At 60.2% G+C, this 18,733-nt stretch carries 14 protein-coding genes; 8 read left to right on the top strand and 6 right to left on the bottom strand.

The features are described 5' to 3' along the window. Positions 1 to 273 precede the first annotated feature (273 nt). The 4 genes from AC24GY_RS23340 to AC24GY_RS23325 are packed head-to-tail and all read right to left on the bottom strand — an operon-like array spanning position 274 to position 5,926. Complete coding sequence (locus tag AC24GY_RS23340; RefSeq protein ID WP_487687796.1) at positions 274 to 1,410, bottom strand: ABC transporter permease; 1,137 nt, start codon at positions 1,408 to 1,410, stop codon at positions 274 to 276. Then, positions 1,407 to 2,333, bottom strand: a complete 927-nt coding sequence (locus tag AC24GY_RS23335; protein WP_422320171.1) for an ABC transporter ATP-binding protein — start codon at positions 2,331 to 2,333, stop codon at positions 1,407 to 1,409. Before AC24GY_RS23335 ends, AC24GY_RS23340 begins: the two co-directional genes overlap by 4 nt. Positions 2,334 to 2,335: 2 nt before the next feature. Next, on the bottom strand, positions 2,336 to 3,295 hold the full coding sequence (locus AC24GY_RS23330) for an HlyD family secretion protein (RefSeq protein ID WP_487687793.1): 960 nt from the start codon (positions 3,293 to 3,295) through the stop codon (positions 2,336 to 2,338). A gap of 60 nt (positions 3,296 to 3,355) precedes the next feature. Further along, a complete protein-coding gene (locus AC24GY_RS23325) occupies positions 3,356 to 5,926 on the bottom strand; it encodes a DUF7133 domain-containing protein (protein ID WP_487687791.1) in 2,571 nt (856 codons plus the stop codon). A 92-nt stretch (positions 5,927 to 6,018) separates the two neighbouring features. Between AC24GY_RS23325 and AC24GY_RS23320 the strand changes: the two genes are divergently transcribed. Further along, positions 6,019 to 6,759: an AraC family transcriptional regulator gene (locus tag AC24GY_RS23320; RefSeq protein WP_487687789.1), complete on the top strand. Its 741-nt coding sequence runs from the start codon at positions 6,019 to 6,021 to the stop codon at positions 6,757 to 6,759. A gap of 9 nt (positions 6,760 to 6,768) precedes the next feature. Here the strand turns inward: AC24GY_RS23320 and AC24GY_RS23315 are convergent, their stop codons facing one another. Together AC24GY_RS23315 and AC24GY_RS23310 are read right to left on the bottom strand one after the other, a co-directional pair. Next, entirely contained in the window at positions 6,769 to 7,362 is a 594-nt protein-coding gene (locus tag AC24GY_RS23315; RefSeq protein WP_487687786.1) for an N-acetyltransferase family protein, read from the bottom strand. Between the two features lie 169 nt (positions 7,363 to 7,531). Further along, positions 7,532 to 8,053 carry a hypothetical protein gene (locus AC24GY_RS23310; protein WP_487687783.1) on the bottom strand — a complete coding sequence of 174 codons (522 nt, stop codon included), beginning with the start codon at positions 8,051 to 8,053 and terminating at the stop codon, positions 7,532 to 7,534. 49 nt (positions 8,054 to 8,102) lie between these two features. On the opposite strand from AC24GY_RS23310, the gene recD2 reads away from it, so the two are divergent. The 7 genes from recD2 (at position 8,103) to AC24GY_RS23275 (ending at position 18,620) form a co-directional block, all read left to right on the top strand. Next, complete coding sequence (gene recD2 / locus AC24GY_RS23305; protein ID WP_487687780.1) at positions 8,103 to 10,280, top strand: SF1B family DNA helicase RecD2; 2,178 nt, start codon at positions 8,103 to 8,105, stop codon at positions 10,278 to 10,280. An 18-nt stretch (positions 10,281 to 10,298) separates the two neighbouring features. Beyond that, complete coding sequence (locus AC24GY_RS23300) at positions 10,299 to 11,651, top strand: hypothetical protein (RefSeq protein WP_487687777.1); 1,353 nt, start codon at positions 10,299 to 10,301, stop codon at positions 11,649 to 11,651. A gap of 102 nt (positions 11,652 to 11,753) precedes the next feature. Continuing rightward, the gene (locus AC24GY_RS23295; protein WP_487687775.1) at positions 11,754 to 12,770 is read left to right on the top strand and encodes an AAA family ATPase; all 1,017 of its coding nucleotides are present in this window, start codon (positions 11,754 to 11,756) and stop codon (positions 12,768 to 12,770) included. Continuing rightward, positions 12,767 to 14,560: a hypothetical protein gene (locus tag AC24GY_RS23290; protein ID WP_487687772.1), complete on the top strand. Its 1,794-nt coding sequence runs from the start codon at positions 12,767 to 12,769 to the stop codon at positions 14,558 to 14,560. Before AC24GY_RS23295 ends, AC24GY_RS23290 begins: the two co-directional genes overlap by 4 nt. A 20-nt stretch (positions 14,561 to 14,580) precedes the next feature. After that, on the top strand, positions 14,581 to 15,633 hold the full coding sequence (locus AC24GY_RS23285; RefSeq protein WP_487687770.1) for an ABC transporter ATP-binding protein: 1,053 nt from the start codon (positions 14,581 to 14,583) through the stop codon (positions 15,631 to 15,633). 61 nt (positions 15,634 to 15,694) lie between these two features. Continuing rightward, a complete protein-coding gene (locus tag AC24GY_RS23280) occupies positions 15,695 to 17,140 on the top strand; it encodes a hypothetical protein (protein WP_487687768.1) in 1,446 nt (481 codons plus the stop codon). Between the two features lies 1 nt (position 17,141). Continuing rightward, a complete protein-coding gene (locus AC24GY_RS23275) occupies positions 17,142 to 18,620 on the top strand; it encodes a hypothetical protein (RefSeq protein ID WP_487687766.1) in 1,479 nt (492 codons plus the stop codon). Positions 18,621 to 18,733 lie beyond the last annotated feature (113 nt).

The following is an 18,733-nucleotide window of genomic DNA, read 5'->3' as shown; positions in this document are numbered from 1 at the left end:
TGACGCTCCCGAAATTCCTTGTCTCGCTGACGTTGTTTCTCCCCATCACTCCGCCTTACACCAGCCCCAACGGGGCTGCGGAATATAGCCCAGGGTCAGCCGAGCCTAGGCGAGGCGACCCTGGGTATGGACGTTCACGACGGGGAAGCAAACCCAGCGCCTTCTATGCACACCGCGCTCACCAGCAGCGTCTGCCACGCCATTCCGCCGCAGAGACGGGCGGATTTCGCGTGAACACCGGGTGGGTCCGTTGATGCAATCAATTTAATGACATCAATCCAGTGTCTGCCGGTAGCGAAACACCCCAATAAACAACGCCACAATCGCAAACAGCCCGATCTGCCAGAGCTGCAGCGAGATGTCGGCAAAGTTGTTCCCCTTCAGCAGCACCCCGCGAATGATGCGCAGAAAGTGCGTGAGCGGCAGCACCTCGCCGATGTTCTGCGCCCACTGCGGCATGCCGCGAAAGGGAAACATGAAGCCGGAAAGCAGCAGTGAGGGCAGGAAGAAAAAGAACGAACCCTGCACCGCCTGCAGCTGGTTGGTGGCCAGCGTGGAGAACGTGATCCCCACCGCGAGATTCGCGGCGATGAAGACAAACGCGGCAACAAAGAGCAGGCCAAGATTCCCCACCATCGGCACATGAAAGAGGAAATGCGCCGCGATCAAAATGAGCACCACCTGAATGTAGCCGACGAACATGTAAGGGATGATCTTCCCCAGCAGCACTTCAAATGGCCGCGTCGGCATCGAGAGCAGATTTTCCATCGTGCCACGCTCGCGCTCACGCGTGATGGCCAGCGCGGTGATCATGACAATCGTCATCGTGAGCACCACGCCCATGAGACCGGGGACAATGTTATACTGCGTGACCGCCTCCGGATTGTACAGCGCGTGAATGCGCAGGTCGATGGGAGCCTCGCTTTGCGCCAGATAAGCGAGAGGGCCCTTGAAGTCATTCATGAGCGCCGTGGTCAGCAGCGGGCGCATGATGTTGATGGCATTGCTCGTCGCCGCAGGGTCCGTGGCATCCGCTTCGATCAGCAGCGTCGGCTTGTCCCCGCGCAGCAGGTCCCGTGAAAAATCCTGCGGGATGGTGATGACAAACCGCACCTCCCCATGCTCCAGCACCTCGCGTGCTTCGGCCTCACTTTTCACCTGCCGCACAAACTCATAGTAGCCGCTGTTGCGGATGGCGCTGAGCAGCGTGCGTGCCTGCGGCCCGCTGTCATTCATGAGCACGGCGGCGGGCAGGTGCTTCGGGTCCGAGTTGATGGCAAAGCCAAACAGCAGGAGTTGCAGCAGCGGAATGCCGACCATCATGCCAAAGGTCACGCGGTCCCGCCGCATCTGGATGAACTCCTTGATGATGATCGCCAGAAAGCGCGTGATGGAAAAGTAGCGGTTCATGCGGCAGCGAAGTTGTCCTTCGATTGATCCATCAAATGAATGAACACGTCCTCAAGGCCGGAGCGGATCAGCGTCCATTCATGATCATTGCGGAACGGCGCAATGGCTTGCTCCAGCGCCGCCGCATCACCACCGCTGACATGCAGCGAGGTGCCAAACGCCACCGCCTGATGCACCCCCGGTTTCCCCCGCAGCTCCCCCGCGAGTTTCACCAAATCGCCGCCCTTCACTGACCAGGTCGTGAGATGCGCGCTCTCCACCACCTCCTGCACCGTGCCATGCGTGAGCAGATTGCCATACGCAATATACGCCAGCCGATGACAACGCTCCGCCTCGTCCATGTAGTGCGTGGTGATGAGAAACGTCAGCCCTTCAGCGGCAAGCTGATGGATCTGCTCCCAGAAATCGCGCCGCGCCTTCGGGTCCACACCTGCCGTCGGCTCATCGAGCAGCAGCAGCTTCGGCTCATGAATCAAACAAGCCGCCAGTGCCAGCCGCTGCTTCCATCCGCCAGACAACTGGCCCGCCAGCTGCCGCTCACGCCCCGCCAATCCGAGCCGTTCGATGGAGGCACTCACCGCCCTCTGCCGGTCCTTGATGCCATACATGCGCGCCACGAAATCCAGATTCTCTCGAATGCTCAGGTCTTCGTAAAAGCTGAAGCGCTGCGTCATGTACCCCACCTGCTTTTTGATCTCCTCGCTCTGCTTGATGACATCAAATCCCAGGCACGTCCCGCTGCCTTCGTCCGCCTTTAGCAGACCGCACAGCATGCGGATGAAGGTGGTCTTGCCACTGCCATTGGGCCCCAGGAAGCCATAGATCTCCCCCTTGCGCACCTGCAGGTCGATCTTGTTCACAACCGTGCGCGTGCCGAATCGCTTCGTCATGCCTTTCACGTCGATGGCCAGTTCTTCGCTCATCTTCAGGGCGCGAATTCCACATCAACTGGCTGCCCCGGGTGCAGCTTCGCCGCCACCGCATCCTCGAATCGCAGTTCAATCCTGAACACCAGCTTGCTCCGGTTCTCCTGGCTGTAGATCACCGGCGGCGTGTATTCCGCCTGCGGCGCGATGAAGCTCACCTTCGCATTCAGCGCCTCGGCCACTCCATCAAGGCGGACCTTCACCGCATCACCCACTTTCAAGGTCGTCAGCCGCGTTTCCGGCACAAACGTGCGCACCTTGATATTCGTCGGCGGCAGCAGGGAAACCACCGGCCTGCCCGCCGCCACCATTTCACCTGTACGGTAGAGCGTGTCATTCACCACTCCCGCCTGTGGCGCACTTTGCTGCTTCTGCGAAAGATCCCATGCCGCCTTGGCCAGCGCCGCCTCGCGCGCTTTCACCTCGGCCTCCAGTGCCGCCACCGCATCACTGCGCATGCCCAGAGCGGCGGTTTTCAGATCCGCCTCCAGCTGCTCCACCCGCTGGTGATTCTGCACATTCGCGCTGCGGGCTTGATCCGTGCTGTCCACCGCCACAGCGCCGGATTTCGTCAGCTCAAGCTGTCGTGCGAATTCAATCTCCGCCAGGGCCGAAGCCTCGCGCGCCTGCTTCAGCTGCGCCTCCAGCGACGCAATCTCCGTCGGCCGCTTGCCTTTCTTCGCATCCTCCAGCGTGTTCTTCGCCTGCTGCAGCCGGTGGCTCGCCTCATCCCGTGCCGCCGTTTCAGCCACGTCTTCCAGCGCAAACAGCACGTCGCCCTCCTTCACCTGCGCGCCACGCTGCACATTCAGCTTTGTCAGCTTGCCACCCAGCGGCGAGGAAACATACACAAACTCGCCCTCCACATAGCCTTGCAGCAGATTCGACGGCGGGCGCTTGCAACCAAGCAACCCGAAGACCAACACCATGGTGCCGAAGAAATGGAACAACTGCTTCATGTGTAGTGGGAACGGGACAGCAGTTATCCCGTTCCAGCCCCGTTGCAAGATGAGGAGACTTTAAGGCTTCTTTACCACGCCCAGCACTTCCAGCTCATGAATGGACCAATAAGTCCCTTTCTGTTCCCCGGTCTGCGAGATCCGAATGGACTTGGCCTTGGTCGGTTTTGGGAAGAGGTATTCGATGGCCCCAGCATCACCCTTGCCCTGAAGAACGGGGTTCTCCCATTCCGTGCCGTTGAGTGACAGCTCGATCTTGTACTGGCGCGGGTAGTCGTTGTGAGATTTTCCGGTGTCGAGTACGAGGCCGGAGATGTCGGTGGCTTCAGGAAGATCAATTTGAAACCACATGTCAGGCGTTTGAGAGCCATGTGTGTCCCAGCGGGTGGCGATGTCGCCATCAACGGCTTTGTTAACATCCTTTGCGCCATGGCTGGCGGTGAGCTTCCAGGCCGCACGATTTTTCAGCGGCTGCGGATAGAGCGCCTGCAGCTCTTCAATGCTCCACGGAGTAATGCGCTTGGAGAGGTCTTTGCGCAGCTTGGCCACTTCCTGCTTGGTGACGAGCTTGCCATTGTTGCCAAAGGCCTTGCGGATGTAGCTCGTCACGTCGGCGATCCACTGGTCGTTGTTCGTGGCCATGGGCACCATCTGCGCCTCATAAGTCTTGCCATTGATGGGGCCGCCAAGGCCGTTCATCATCACACGCACGATGGCATCTCCCTGCACTGCCGTCTTGGAACCAGCGAGCGGCGGTGCCAGCGTCGCACCCTCACGCCCGGCGATCGGCATCCCGTTGCCGTCGAAGCCATGGCAGGCGAAGCACAAAGAGCGGAAGATCTCCTGCCCACGCTCCAACTGCTTCTTCTCATCCTTGCTGAAGCTGCCGCTGATCTTCGGTGCCTCCACCAGCAGCTGCGCGCCGATTTCCCTCACACCGATGCTGGGAGATGTCATGAGCATGGTCTGCGCTTCGAGTTTCCAGTTGGGCCAGTTGAAGTGACGGCTGGTGTAAAGCGTCTGCAACACCACGGTCGGATCTTTGTCAGCACGCATGGCTTTGATGTCGGCGATCAGGGCGGTGTCGCCTTTCTTCAGCAGCGATTCCGCCACGCGGATGGCATTGGCGCGAAGCTGCGGATGCGCATCCTTCATCGCGGTGTGGATGATGTCCGGCGTGATGGCATCGAGTCCTTCGAGCGTCCACAGCGCGTGAAGCCGGGCAAGGTGGTTGTCATTCTTCGCCGCCATCTCAATGAGTGCAGGCACCACGGATTTGTCATTCTTCACCACCAGCATGCGCTGCGCAGTGTCACGCCAGAAACCGTTCGGATGCGTGAGGTGCGCCACCAGTTGTGCGGAAGTCTCGCCGATCATCTTCGGCTGCGGGCCGGGTTTGAAATCCTTGTGCACCAGACGCCACACACGGCCATGACCGGTCACATGCTGCATGCCCGTAGGCTCGATGGCCCCGCGCAGAAAGCTTCCCGGCTTCACCCAGTTGCCTTCCTGGATGATGCCACGATACGCATCCACAATATACAGACAACCATCCGGCCCCGTGGTCATGTTCAACGGGCGAAAATTCGGATCACTGCTGCGGATGAACTCGCTCATCTCCGCCTCATAGGGATTGGTCACCGTGGTGATGCCATCCTTCACTTCGACGATGGAACGGCGGATCAAACGACCCACAGGCTCCGGCAGAAACACATTGCCATACAGCTCCTTCGGCAACCGGTCACCGCGATAGATCGTCTGTCCGGCGCAGCCCGTGAAGTGATTCAAACGAAGGTCTTCCGGCGAGTGAAATCGGCCCGGGCCGCCTTGGAAATCACCGAGTGCCACAATCGGCCACACCGTATCAAACTTCTCGCTCTTCTGCTGCGGCACATTGATCGCCGCGTAGAGGATCGGCGCCTGGTAGTTCCACAGGCCCTTTTCGCCACCGGCATTGCTCCACCACATCTTGCCGTAATCATCCTGCGTCAGACCCCACTGCCCGCCATTGGGAGCGGTGTTTTCTTTCAGCGGCGCATCCTTGCCATTCCAGCGCAGGCGGTAGCCGTTGTAGGTCGTGTAAATCCAGTTGTCCAGACCCCACACCAAACCGCTGGGCTGATGCTCCATGTTGCCGCCGCGCGGTCCGCCCACATACCAGGGCGACTGCTCATCCGCCACGCCGTCGCCATTCGCATCGCGATGCAGCGTGATGTCATTCGTGTCCGTGATGCCCACCAGCACGCGGTCATCCAGCGGCAGCACCATGCGTGGAAGAAGGATGTTGTCCATATAGACACTGTGCTTGTCATACACCCCATCGCCCTTCGTCGATTCATGCAGCGAAATGCGGCTCTTCGGCGTCAGCTCGTCTGTGCCGTCGATGTCCTGCATGTACGTGCGCATTTCGACGATGTACATCTTGCCGTTGCCATCGAAGGCGATCGCCGTCGGCTCCTTGATGATCGGATCACTCAGCACCAGCTCCAGGGAATAGCCATTCGGCAACTCAATCGTTTTCAGCTCCTCCTCGGCGGTCAGCGCCTTGACGGGGAAGGTGTAAGTCGGCTTCGTTTGAGCGAATGCCGCAGCGCTGGCGAAGGCGAGTAAGGAAAGGAGACGGAGGTGCATGACGGACAGAGGTTGAAATATCGCCATGTACATACTTACGACAACCCCAGTTCGTTTGGTGACAGACTGCCAAATTTTGTTAAAATCCGGCCATGTCGCTGCCACGTCTCCAAGCCGATTTTTTCGCTCAGATCGCCGATCCGCAGGGCGTGCGCGCCATCTTCGAGCACATGCCGGGCGTGTTCTTCTTCATGAAGGACGACTCGGGACGGCACATCGCGGCAAACAGCGCCACCTATGAACGCTTCGGCATCAAGAACGAGCGCGAACTCGTCGGCGCGATGGACGAGAAATTCTTCCCGCCCGAGGTCGCCAAAGCCTACCGCGAGGACGACCAGAAAGTCATCCGCAGTGGCAAGCCGCTCATCAACCGCCTCGAAGTCTGGTATGACGAGCAGCACAACCTGAGCTGGTTCCTCTGCACCAAGCTCCCCGTGCTCGACAGACGCGGCAAGGTCATCGGCGTCATGGGCATCACCCGGCGGGATGAAGACCGCATGCGCCAGCACGATGTGCGCGAAGTGACCGCCGCCATTCAATACGCACGCGCGCATTGCCATGAGGTCGTCACCGCGGCGGAACTCGCCCGTGCCGCCGGAGTCTCAGAGCGCCACCTTCACCGCAAGCTCCGCGCCGCCCTCGGCCTCAGCCCTTATGAGCTGCTGCTGCGAGCACGCGTTCAATCCGCCGCCGAAGCCCTGGCCAAAACATCCACGCCCATCATCCAGATCGCCCTCGACCACGGCTTCTGCGATCAAAGCGCCTTCACCCAGCAGTTCCGCAAACGCACCGGCATGACGCCCAAAGAATTCCGTACCCGGCACCACGGGTGATGCACGCAATCAGCCATCAGAGGATGCCGCGCGAAGAAAAGCCAGCCTTTGGCGCAAACTGTTGGCCGCAGAGGTGTCCGGCAGCAGGGCCTCATCAAGCATGAGCGTCAACTCCCATCCGCCATGAGGCTGCCTGACATGGGCCGCGCCAAGACTGCTCCACCACGTGAGCATCACATGATTTTCATCCAGCACCTGCGCCACAAACTTCCGGATGCCAATCGAGTACGCATGCTCCCAGATTGCAGCCAGCAGGATCGTTCCAGCACCTTGCCCCTGAAACTCATCCGCCACTGTGAAGGAGACTTCCGCCGTGTCTGCCTGCTCTCCCATGCGCCAGAATGAGCCGCCTCCCACGCCGGGAACATCATCGTTGTTTTCGACGACAATGATCCAGCTCGCATGCTGCCCATGGTCTTCCGCGCAGAGCCGGTCGATGAAAGTCGGGTTGGCCCCGCGAAATCTCGTCCAGAACCTGAAGTATGTAGACTCAGGCGAGAGCCTCCTGAAGGCCTCAATGATCCGTTCCCGATCATCCGGCAGCAGCGGGCGCAGGATCACCGGAAGTTGGTCACGAAGTTGCAGTCGATAGTGGTCCAGCAAAACAGGGAGGTTTGATTTGCACCCAAATAGTGGCCAAATGGGCATCAGTTCAACCACGACAAAGCGGACATCTGGCAATCCGATTTGTGTGCTTTTGCGATCAAAGCGCCTCCACCCAGCAGTTCCGCAAACGCATCGGCATCACGCCGAAGGAACTCCGCACGCAGCATTACGGGTGAGGTTGCGCTCGTTTCAAACCCGGGTCGCCATTCCATGAGTCGGGATCTTCCGGCGGATGGGATAGGAGCCTGAGTTCTCCAGAATATTCGATAAAGCGCATCGTGGAGTCGATTCCCTTGGCTGCGAGATGCAAATTCCAGTCATACCTCTCCCATTTTCCAGCAAAGCCTTCGGTATCAGAATGATATTCGAAACTGTGATCCGCCCGGAGGATGATGGTCTCGGAAAAATCCATCCAAAAGTTTCGCTCTCGCAGCCAGGTTCCGAGCACAGCCTTGTCCTCACGCACGAGGGGATTCCATTCTACGAGAGAATTCATGACCACATCCGCAGTGATCAAGCCGATCACTGTGAGTGATAAGACTGCACCCATCATTTGCAGGGAGCGCCGTCGAGTACGCCAGCCAAGGACAAAACACGTCACACCCACGAGCAAGAGTCCACCCAGGAAGAGCGCAATGAACAGATAGCCAAAGGGAATCGCTGTTCTAAACATGACGTGAAGTAGCATGTTGGCGGTGATACTGGCAATCAGATTTCCGCAGTGCTAGCCTGCACCCATGCCAGCCCCGCGAAACACCCCCAAATCCGAAGTCCTGCGCGGACTTGTGGACCGCGTGGTGTTTCACAACGAGGACAATGGCTACTGCATCCTCAAAATCGTCCCCGAAGGCCGGCGCGATGTCGTGAGCCTGATCGGCAAAGCACCGCGCGTCGTCGCCGGAGAGGAGTTCGAAGCCCGTGGGGTGTGGGAGCCGAACCGCGACTTCGGTCCGCAGTTCAAAGCAGACGCGCTCAAGCTCCGACGCCCCGATTCACTCGCTGGCATCGAGCGGTACCTCGGCAGCGGCTTGATCGAAGGGATCGGGCCGAAGTATGCCAAGCGCATGGTCGAGAAGTTCGGGCCCAAGGTCTTCGACATCATCGAGAACGAATCCAAGAAACTCGAAGACGTGGAAGGCGTGGGCAAGAAGCGTCGCGTGGAAATCCGCGAATCATGGATCAAACAAAAGTCGATCCACGGCATCATGCTCTTCCTGCACCAGCACGGCATCAGTTCATCGCGTGCCCTGCGCATCTATAAAACTTACGGCGAAGAATCGCAGGCGGTGCTGAAGGAGAACCCCTACCGTCTGGCGCAGGACATTCGCGGCATTGGTTTCAAAACAGCGGATGACATCGCCTATCAGCTCGGCGTGGCCGAAGATGCGCCGGAGCGGATCAAAGCGGGCATTCTACACGTGCTCGAAACCGCCGCCGGAAGCGGCCACTGCTGCGTCCCAGAAACCGAGGTGATCAAAAAAGCCATCGACCTGCTCGGTGTGGAGGCCTTGATCGCACCGCAGATCGACGCGCTCATCGCCAGCGATCAACTCGAACGACACGACACCTTTTTATACCTGCCCTACCTGCGCGCCGCAGAGCAAAGCATCGCGGCGAATGTGAAGTCACTCGCCGCCCTGCCCGCAGCCTATCCCAGTATTGATGAAGACGCCGCCCTGGCCTGGGTGATGAAGAAGACCGGCAAAGAACTCGCCGAAAGCCAGCAGCGCGCCGTGCGCGAGGCCCTGCGGCATCGTCTGCTCATCATCACCGGCGGCCCCGGTGTGGGCAAGACCACCATCCTGCGCAGCATCCTCCTCATTCTGCAAAGCAAGCAGATCAAACTCGTGCTCGCCGCGCCCACCGGCCGTGCTGCCAAGCGCCTCACCGAAAGCACGGGCCTTGAGGCCAAGACGCTTCACCGCCTGCTCGAATACCAGGGCGAAGGCCAGTGGGGTCGTCATCGCGGCAAGCCGCTCGCCGGCCATTTGTTCGTCGTCGATGAAGCCTCGATGATCGATGCACCCCTCATGGCGCAGTTCCTCTCCGCGCTGCCCGACGGCGCGCATTTGCTCATCGTCGGAGATGCAGATCAGCTCCCCTCCGTCGGTCCCGGCATGGTGCTGCATGATCTGATCGCCAGCGACAAAGTGCCCTGCGTGAAGCTCACCGAGATCTTCCGCCAGGCCGCCAGCAGCCGCATCATCACCAGCGCACACGCGATCAATCGCGGCCAGGTGCCCGATCTGAAACCCTCACGCAGCAGCGATTTCTTTTTCCTCCAGGAGTCCGAGCCGGAGGAGATCAAGCACACCCTCGTCGAACTCGCTCACACACGCCTCGCCACCAAATACGGCCTCGATCCCATCCGCGACATCCAGGTGCTCACGCCGATGAATCGCAACCTCCTCGGCACCATCTCGCTCAATCAATCCCTGCAGCTCGCACTCAATCCCCCCAACGAGCTCAAGTTCGAAATCGAGCGCTTCGGCGTCACCTTCCGCGTCGGCGACAAAGTCATCCAGACGCACAACAACTACGACAAGGAAGTCTTCAACGGCGACATCGGCCACATCGTCACCATCGATGCCGATCCCGTCAAAGTTCACGTCCGCTACGATGCCGACCGCCTCGTCGCATACGAACCCGGAGAGCTTGATGAACTCCAGCTCGCCTATGCGCTCAGCATTCACAAAAGCCAGGGCAGCGAGTTTCCCTGCGTCATCATCCCCGTCAGCACGCAGCACTACGTTCTGCTGGAGCGCAGCCTCATCTACACCGCCATCACACGCGCCAAAAAACTCTGCGTACTCGTTGGCGATGAACGGGCTCTGTCACTCGCCGTGAGCAAGCAGGAAAGCCGCAAACGCTGGACCGGCCTGCGCCAATTATTGTGCTCGTCATCCGGCGGTTGATCGGATATGAATCCCGGCATGACGGATCAAGCTCAGCTTTCCACGGCCTGGTTGAGACAGGCGCGCCGCACGCGTCGCAAAGTGAATGCCGGCTGGTGGCTTGCTCGGGCCATGCCTCTTCTGGTGATGGCGGGAGTGCTCGGCTTTGTCGTGATTTTTGTGCTCCGCTCGCGTGGCATGGAGCTGGGATGGAGCCACGTCTGGCCATGGGTGACCTCTGGCTTTGTGGCTTTGATGATCACAGCCTGGCTGCTCGCGCGGCGGCAGTTTGTTTCCACATCCCAGGCCTTGGTGCGGCTTGAGTCAGAACTCCAGCTGCACAATGCCCTGACCACCGCCGCCGCAGGCCGCGGTGTGTGGCCCGCACTGGTTCCATCTGCGGACGACGGCTGGCGCTGGCGCTGGCAAACCGTGGGTGGGCCCATCGCAGCATTCGCCGGCAGTCTCGCCCTCGCGATCTTCCTGCCCGTTGCCCAGGACGCTGAAGCCAAAGGACCGACGGTGGAGCCCCAGGCCTGGGCACAGATGGAAGACTGGCTGGAAAAGCTCCAGGAAGACAAGATCGTCACCGAGGAGGAAAAAGACGAGCAGCTCGCGAAAATCGCGGAGCTGCGGGATCAGCCGCCGGAAAAGTGGTTCAGCCATGAGAGCCTCAATGCGGGAGACACACTCAAAGAGCAGCTGCAGCGCGACATCAAACAACTGGCTCAAAATCTCGCCACCGCAGAACGCAGCCTCAATGCGCTGAAAAATTATGCCGACCAGCTTTCGGTGGAGGCCAAGGAGCAGCTGCTCAAAGACTTCGATCAGGCACTGGCGGATATGAAGTCGAGCTCCTTGGAGCTTGATCCTGAGCTGCTGAAGTCGATTGCGGGCCTCGATCCCAAAAATCTGAAGAGCCTTTCCAAGGAGCAGATGAAACAACTGGGTGAGTCGATGAAAAAGAAGGCGGGCGCCTGCAACGGCATGTGCAAAAACCCCGGCTTTCTGGGTGATGGCGAAGGCGAGGACGACGAACTGGCTGAGGCCTTGGGACTGCTGAAAAAACAAGGTCAGGGCATGGGGGGAGAGGGTGAGGGCCCCGGCAATGGCGGCGTCTCGCGTGGCCCGGGCACGGCACCGCTGACACTCTCCGATGAAGAAAACGATTTCGGCACAAACAAGAACGAAGCGGTGTCGAACACCGACATGTCACGTGCCCAGGTGGGCAACATGCTGGCATTGCAGAATGGCAAACATGAAGTGGACCAGACCTCCAAAGGGCCTCAGGCTGCCGGTGCGGTGCAAAACGTCGGACAGGGCGGCGAGCAGGTCTGGCGTGAGTCGTTGACACCTGAGGAGAAGGCCGTGCTGAAGCGCGTTTTCCGCTGAGCGTTTGCTTCCGCATCTGCACTCGGCGCGCATTTGTGAAATGTGTGTGAAGTTCCCTTTTCAACTCGACTTCATGCCTTGGTTCTTGTTTTAGTCGGATGAATGAACGACGCCTACGCTTCAGACTCAGAAATTCAGTCGGCATCCCTACCCGTCGATGCCCTGCGACGAACCCTGAACGAGGTGCTTTTTGGGCAAAGTGAACTCATCGAGCTGGTGCTCTGCGGCGTCATCGCACGCGGCCATGTGCTGCTCGAAGGCTTGCCGGGCTTGGGGAAAACCGAACTGGTGAAAGGCCTCTCCAAAGCCCTCAATCTCACCACCCGCCGCGTACAGTTCACGCCCGACCTGCTTCCCGGCGACATCACGGGAAATCCCGTGCTGCAGGAGGTGGATGGCAAGCGCGAGTTCGTGTTTCAACCCGGCCCCGTGTTTACCAACCTGCTGCTGGCGGATGAAATCAATCGCGCCTCTCCCAAGACGCAATCCGCACTGCTCGAAGCCATGCAGGAGCGCCGCGTGACCGTGCTCGGGCAGACGCACACGCTGCCGGATCCTTTCTTTGTGCTCGCCACACAGAACCCCATCGAACTGGAAGGCACCTATCCGCTGCCCGAGGCGCAGGTGGACCGCTTTTTGTTCAAGCTGGAGGTGCTGCGCAATTCAGCGGAGACGCTCGCAAAGATCGTCACCCAGCGCGAACTCGGCGTGGAGCCGCAGGTGGCTTCCGTGGTCACGCGCGAGGCGTTCGCGCTGATCCAGGCCACTGCACGGCGGATCTTCCTGCCCGACATCGTCGCGGACTACATCGCGCGCATTGTCGATGCCACACACCCGGGGCAGTCGCACGCAGCGTTGGGCGTGCGCTTCGGTGCCAGCCCGCGCGCGGCGTTGAGTTTGGCGGCCGCGTCCAAGGCGCGCGCACTGATGCATGGCCGGCCGAATGCAAGCTTTGAGGACGTTCAGGCGTTGGCGCTTCCTGTGCTCAATCACCGTGTGCTGCTGGACTACACCGCCCGTATGGATGGCAAAACGAGTGCCGGAGTGGTCCGTGCCATCCTCGCTGAAGTGCCCGTGCAAAACCTCGCCACACCACGCACCCTGAAGGAGGCCGCATGAAGTCTTTTCACCGCCTGCTTCTGGGCGTGCTGCTGCTGGGGGCCACGGCGGCGCATGCGCAAAAAAACATCGCCAATGAGGAGCTCGATCCGCTCTCCGGCACTCGAGTACAGGTTCGCAGCGTGTTTGATCCGCTGCCTCCCTCGGGATATGCGCCCATGCGCATCGTGGCCACGAACGGCACCGGTCGGAATGCGAGCTGGGGCTTTGATTTTCATTCGCAGACCCAGCACTACCGGCAAAACGCGCACCGCAGCAGCTTTGCGCTCGATGTCCCCGCGCGTTCCACCCAGTCGGCATTGTTCATGGTGCCGCTGGCCGTGGACTACGGGGACAGAAGCGTGAGCGTTTCCAGCCATCTGCTGCGCGTGGATTTCTCAGGCACGGGTTTTGATGTGGGGTCAAAATACGAGCATGAGAGCCGCGTCACCGGTCGCACGGCCCTCGCCCTGAGCGAGACGCTGGCCGAGTTCAGCATCACCCAGCTGAACAAAGAGATGGAGTCGAGACTTCGCTCCAGCGGCGGCGGCTACTACGGCGGCCCCGCGACTTTTGGCAGCCGCTTTGACGTGTCGGATCTCCCGGACTCCTGGTTGGGCTACAGCGGTTTTGACATCATTCTCCTCAGCAGCATCGACTGCCAGAAGCTGAAGCCAGGCGTGAAGCGCGCGCTGCTGGAGTGGGTGCGGGTGGGCGGTACTCTGCATGTTTATCTCTCGCCGGGCGTCTCGGCTTCATCGCTGGGGCTGCCCGAGGTGACGGATGCAGGTTCAAAGTCGGTCTCGCTGGGAAAAATCGCGGTCTTTGGCTGGGATGGCAAGACTCTGCCCGCAAGAGAAACCATCAACCGCTACTGGGGTGAGAAAGCGCGTATGGAAAGTCTCAGGTCTGACCATGCCACGTCGGGCTCATGGCCGCTGTTGTCTCTGCTGGGCACACGCAGTTTTGCCTCATGGCAGGTCATCGTGTTCCTCGTCGTCTTCGGCCTGCTGGTGGGTCCGGTGAATCTCTTCGTGCTGGCTCCTGCGGGCAGACGGCACAAGCTCTTCGTCACCACGCCGCTGCTTTCCATCGGCGCCAGCCTTGTCATGGTGGCGCTCATCCTTCTCCAGGACGGCATCGGCGGCAGTGGCAGGCGTTTTGTTGCCATTGATTTGGAGCCGGATGAAGCGGCAGCTTACGTGACGCAGGAGCAGGTCTCCCGCACGGGCGTGCTTCTCGGCGCGGCTTTTGAGATGAAGCAGCCCGTGCTCATCGAGCCCCTCACCATGCCAGACACACCCTGGGCAAAGCTGAAAAACACCAACAACGTGCAGCCCACCGACCTGACGCAGGACGGACGTGAACGTCGCGGAAATTTCTTCCAAAGCCGCGCAGAGCAGGGGCAGGTGCTGCGTGCCGCCGTTTCCACTCGCGCACGCTTGGAACTCAAGCCCGGTGCGGCACCTGACGCCGCACCGACACTGATCTCAGCGCTCGGCTTCACGGTGGAGGAACTGTTTTACACAGATCCAGCGGGCGCGCATTGGCGGCTCGAAAAACCGCTGAGCACCGGCCAGAGCGCCACCCTGGTCAAAGCAGATGACAGCTCTCAACGGTTGTGGTGTGAGGCCGCCGTCAATCCTGCCGTGGACTCGCTGCGCATTTCGCTCAACACCACCACCACGAACCGTCGCTCCTTCTTCGTCGCGAAGGCCCGGAAGGCACCGGATTTCACACTCGACACCCTGCCCTCCATCCGCTGGGAGGACGATTGCATTGTTGTCTTCGGCCCGGTCACGCAGCCCTGAACTCCGCCTCTTCGATCTTCATGTCATCGCCTGTTTCAAACTCCGCCCCCGCCCACGAGATGGACCGCAGCCAGCCTGCGGTCGTGGTGGAGGATCTGCATCGTACCTTTGGCACCCTGAAGGCGGTGGACGGCGTGTCCTTCAGCATTGATCACGGTCGGGTGGTCGGCTTCGTCGGTGCCAATGGTGCGGGCAAGACCACCACCATGCGCATCATGGCCACGCTCGATTCTCCCGGCAGCGGCCGGGTTTGCATCGGCGGGCACAATGTCGTGCATCATCCGGCCAAGGTTCGCCGTCTGCTGGGCTGGATGCCGGACAGCTTCGGCACCTATGAGCACATGACCGTGCTCGAATACCTCGACTTCTATGCACGCGCCCTCGGCTTCAAAGGCGCGGATCGTCTCCGCCGCATCCAGGAGGTGATGGACTTCACCGATCTCACGCCGCTGGCGGATCGCATGAGCAACAAGATGTCGAAAGGCCAGACCCAGCGTCTGTGTCTGGGCCGCGCGCTTTTGCACGACCCTCAGATCCTCATCCTCGATGAACCCGCGGCGGGTCTCGATCCCAAAGCGCGCGTCGAACTGAAAAACCTCATCCGCATTCTCGCGCAGGAGGGCAAGACCATCCTCATCAGCTCCCACATCCTCAGCGAACTTGGCGAGATGTGCGACAGTCTGCTCTTCATCGACAAAGGCCGCATCGTTCACCATGGAGACGCCGAAAGCATGGTGCGTGGCACCGAGACCGCCGGCGAGACACTGGTGAATGTGCAGATCGCCGGCGAACCCGCCAAGCTCATCGAATGGGCGCTCACCGCCCCGTTGATCAAGGTCGAAGAAGAGACCAAGCGCGGCGCGCGTCTGCGCATTCAGTCCACGGACGATGCCACCCTGGCAGGAGTGCTGCGCCGCATGATCCAGGACGGCCTCCCCGTGCTCGACTACCACCGAGAAGAGCGCCGTCTCGAAGACGCCTTCATCGACATGCTCGGGCAGATAGACAAGAACACGTTCAAATCTCCGCCGTCCGGAGGGTTGCCGCAAAAAAACACGGAGGACGCAAAATAATGCATCATCACCGGCTCCTCATTTTTGCAGCTTTTGGCGCTTCTTTGCCGCCATCCCAAGCATGAACGCTTCATTTGCCATCACGGATTTTCCCGACCGCCTCTCACCCATGGTGGTCAAGGAGCTGCGGCAGGGGCTGCGCACTCGTCTGTTCGGCGGTGTGATGCTCACGCTGCATATCATGCTGGTGCTGCTCACGCTCATGAGCGGTGGGGCGGAAAATGCCAGCGTGGTGAGCGGATGGTTCGATGGCATCGTCACACTCGTGCTCTGCATCATCATGCCTTTGCGCGGCTTCTCCGCCGTGGCAGATGAGATCAAGTCCGGCACGCTGGACATGCTGGCGCTCACACGTCTCTCAGCCGGTCGCATCATCTTCGGCAAATGGGCCGCCATCGCCTCTCAGTCGCTTCTGCTCATGCTCAGCATCCTCCCATATGTGGTCGCACGTTTTGTGTTTGGCGGGTTGGATCTCTTTGGCGAGATCGCGGCGCTGTTTTACAAATGGCTGGCTGGCGTCGTGATTGCGGCGGTGATCGTGGCGCTCTCCACCCAGCGCCAGTTCTGGCTGCGGGCTCTCGTTGTTTTCCTCCCACTGATGATCGGCGGCTGTGGCGCGTTTTCTTTGATAATCATGTCACGCATGGGCGGCGGCATGTCTTCCGGTAGGGTGTTCACTTTCTTCACCAAGTCGGGTGGGGCCAGTTCCCTGCTGGTGGTGGTGGCATTGGCGGCATGGGCCATTTTTTTCTTCCTCAGTCTGGCGGCAACGCGCATCGCCCCGACCGCTTCGTTCCTGAGCGTGGTCAAACGGTCCGTACATCTCGTCATGATCCTGTCCTTGCTGCTGCTGGGCTGGCTGACCGGGTCGGGAGCCGACATGGGAATGATCGCTGCGGGCGTGCTCACCTTGCTCATGATCGACGCCTTGACCGAGCGCGTGAACGAAGTGCCCTCCGTGTATGCCGCCTTTTATCAGCGCGGCTGGCCGGGCCGTGTCGCCCTGTGGCTGCTGGCGCCGGGTTGGGTTACGGGTCTGGTCTACTCGGCGCTGCTGGTGGTTTTGGTGGCGGTGTACGTCGGGTGGACTCGCAGTGTGGAAGAGGCGAAGCTGGTCGTCGTGAGTGCCGCCGGCACGTGGATGATAGCGGTCTTGGTCCAGGTGTTTTCCACACGCAAATCGCGTGATCTTCTGCCGCCATTCATCATCTTCTGGCTGTTTGTAAATTTGATGATCGCGATCCTGGGCATTCCGCTGCTGGCGTCGTTGAGCATGAGGAGCGCCACAGCTTGGTTCACCTGCGCACTCCCGCAGTTTTTGGCATCGGGTTACAAGACCGCACAGGCGGGCGACAAGGCGGTCCTTCTCCAGCTAGGCATGCTCTCCGCCTCCATCTGGCCCGCACTGCTGCTGATTGCCGCAGTGTTTGCCTGGCGGCATGCACGCGGTGCCCGGCAGGAAGGCTGGCGCATGGTTCACGCTGTTAAAGGAGGCACCGAAGTCTGACATGAACGCCACTCTGCCCATGCTGCGTGATTTCAGCGATCGCTTCAGCCCCATCGTCGTCAAGGAGCTGCGCCAGGGCCTGCGCACGCGGTTCTTTACCTCGGCGCTGATCTTGTTTCACACCTTCATCATCCTGCTTCTCATCACAGTGACGTTTGGTGCGCCAGTCGAGGCGGTGAACGGCATCTTCTGGGGCATCGCAGGTTTCATGCTGCTGGCGGTCATGCCGCTGCGTGGATTTGCCGCCCTGCATACCGAAGCTGCGGATGGCACACTGGACATGCTGACGCTGACCTCCATCGCGTCATTCCGCATCCTCTATGGCAAATGGGTTGCGCTCTACAGCCAGACGCTTCTGGTCGCAGGCTCCATTCTTCCATACATGGTCGCACGCTACTTCTTTGGCGGCGTGGAAATCCTGCAGGAGGTCGTGGCGCTGGTGGTTCTGGCACTTGGCTCCGGTGTTATCACGGCGGCGTTGCTGTCTTTTTCTTCTCAGGGGCCCTTGTTGCTGCGCATCTTTCTGGCGCTCTGCGTGGGTGCGGGGGCGGTCCCACTGGGGTTCTTCACCGCATTCCTCGTCTCGGCATCACAGGCAGACTCGATGGTGCGCGAATTCTTTGCGCTCGCTCTATGGGAGCAGTGCAGCCTCATTGGCGGCATTCTGGCTCTGGTGGTGTATGCCGTGTATTACTTTCTGGCGCTCGGCTCCTCACGCATCGCTCCGCCCTCAGAGAATCACAGCACGTTGAAACGCCTCGTCGCACTGGCCGTGCATGGCGCGTTGATGGTGACGGGCCTGCTGCTGTGTTTCCTCAACACCGATCCCGATGTGGCTTTTTGGGCCTACATTCCACTCATGGTCCTGACGCTCATCGTTTGCATGGATGTGCTGACGGAGGAAATGCCGCGCTACCCCACGGCTGTGACCGTGCTGGCACGGCGCGGGCGTTTTGGCAGGCTGGCAGGCAGACTCCTGTACCCTGGCTGGGCTTCCGGCGTGATCTTCTCCGCCGTTATGTGTCTGATGGCGTTGAGCATCATGGCTGGCATCACTCTCAGGCATTCTTCCTGGGATTGGGACGACGGCCCGGGCGTTTACATGGTCTGCCTGCTCCTGGCTGTCTTCGTGCCGGTGATCCTGCGCATCAACCGCACGAACACCTTTGTAAACTGGTGGGTGGTGCAGTTTTGCTCAGTGATCTGCGGGATCCTGCTGTCGCTTTTTTGCTTCACTATGAATGCACGTGAGCTGGGCGTCATCGGCATTTTCACCCCCATCACCACGTTGTTTGGAGTCGAGTGCGTGGGCTACAGCAACCGTGAAGGACTCATGGTCCTTGGCTGTATGTTCAGCGCAATTTGGCTCCTCGTCGCCATAGTGCGTGCTGCCTCAAATTTCAAAACCTACACCACGCTCGAATCCGAAGCGCTTGAGCAAGCCGCTCAGGAAACCCCTCGCACTCATGACGCTGCTTGAAGATGCCGGCGCATTGCGCACGCTGCACGTCCGCGCACGTGGCTGGGCGCGCGTGCTGAAGCTGCCCTTCCGTCAGCAGCGCTGGCGTGGCCATGCGGGTGAGTTTCTCGGCA

It is taken from the genome of Prosthecobacter sp. Pr1 (assembly GCF_057652315.1).
The sequence above is the reverse complement of the archived record's forward strand: the minus strand, read 5'-3'. Positions and strand labels throughout refer to the sequence as shown.